The organism is Ferroplasma sp. Type II (assembly GCF_000496155.1).
In genome coordinates, this window is record NZ_KI542741.1 from 1 (window position 1) to 1,792 (window position 1,792).

General features: G+C 37.8%; 2 protein-coding genes. Both read left to right on the forward strand.

The window, feature by feature from the left end:
* Positions 1-970, forward strand: a 970-nt coding sequence (locus tag AMDU4_RS08850; RefSeq protein ID WP_021787643.1) for an amino acid permease, incomplete at its 5' end; no start/stop codon positions are given.
* A 373-nt stretch (positions 971-1,343) separates the two neighbouring features.
* Positions 1,344-1,792 (forward strand): adenosine-specific kinase (locus AMDU4_RS08855; protein ID WP_290704796.1); only part of this gene is annotated, 449 nt, incomplete at its 3' end.

Sequence of the window (1,792 nt, forward strand, 5' to 3'; positions counted from 1 at the left end):
AATTGCAGGACTTCTTGAAATTATGTTCCTTCTAATTGGCTCTATAATTATAATAATAAGGGTAGGAGCACACAATTCTGTTGTACCATTTGAGGTAAGCGGGCCATACAGTATTGGTTTTTCATCCATTATGTTTGCATCGGTATTCTCAATACTGGATTTCACCGGTTCAGGAGTTGTCACAACCATATCGGAGGAAATAAGCAAGCCCAAAAAGAACATAGGAAAATCAATAGTAATTGCTATGATCCTCACAGCAGTGGCATTGATTCCCGCAGCCTATGCACTTACAGTTGGATGGGGTGTTAGCAGTATAGGAAGTTTTGCAACACATAGTGATGCAGGACTTACAGTATTCTCCAGATATCTTGGTCCTGTCGGCCTGGTGCTACTGATCGTCTTCACGATAAACAGCTATCTCTCCAACGGTGTTTCAAAGGCCACTGCAGTTAGCAGATGGTGGTACTCTGCAGCCAGGGACCATGTGGTGTTCCCGGAAACCATTGGAAAGATAAACGAGAAGCATCATTCTCCTGCCAATGCAGTTGTAATATGGGCACTGCTTTCATTTGTCTTAGATGTTGTCATGGGGCTTATTTTCGGTCCACTGAGTGCCGCATTTGTTCTTGAAGCAGGTACTGGAATATCCATAATCATAGTTCATATGATAGCAAACACATCTCTGACAATATACACAAAAAGGGTAGACAAATTCAATCTCCTGAAGCATGGTATATTGCCATCCATAGCTACCATCGTGGGACTTATAGTCGTATACTTTACCATGAGCAATATCTTCACTAAGTATTTTACTGCTCCAAGTGCGGTAAATGACGCATATTTTGCATCCTTTATAATTACAATATTGTGGATACTGGGAGGCGGAATTGTGGTGACCCTGTATTACAGAATGAAAAAACCAGAAATTTTAAGGGATGCAGGGGAATTCAATATGAAATCCAAGATTTAAATTATTTTTTTTATAATTTGTATATTTTTTATGGTAATATTTAAATTGTAATGGCAATAACAAATTTATGGATTTTCCGGACGAATACCATAGAATACTGTGGTGGCTTCTAGTTTGCGACCCGTGGCGGGTTGTTACAGGCATTCGCATGCCAGAGTATATTCACAAATTATTGGATTCAGTTCAATTTTCATTCTCCAGAGCGGAATCACCGTTTATATATATTACTATTTTTCCCATTTTCTTGGACCTGATGTTGCAATACCTTTTATGTTTATAAGTATCCTAGGAGTTGCCGGTATAATCATGCTTTTCAACTTTTTAAGGCAGTAACATGGAATAAATTAATATCTGTTTATTCAATTAAGTTATTATGGAAATTATTACCGTAGAAATTGAAAAACCCGATGGCGTGAATGTTATACTGGGTTATTCCCATTTCATCAAGACGGTTGAAGATATAAATGAGATAATAAAAACAATAATTCCGGCATGTGAATATGCTATAGTATTTTCCGAGGCTTCAGGCGATAAATTAATACGCTATGAGGGAAATAGCAAAGAATTAATAGATTATGGCATAAACAACATCAAAGCAATTTCAGCCGGCCATACTTTTATTATACTCCTGAAAAATGCCTTTCCCATAAGCATATTACCACAACTTAAAATGAGCCAGGAAGTGGGAACAATATTTGCTGCCACTGCAAATCCGCTTAAGGTAATATTAGCAAAAACAGAAAATACAAATGCTATAATAGGGATCGCGGATGGCTATTCCCCAGTAGGAGTTGAACAGGATTCGGACAAAGAAAAACGCAG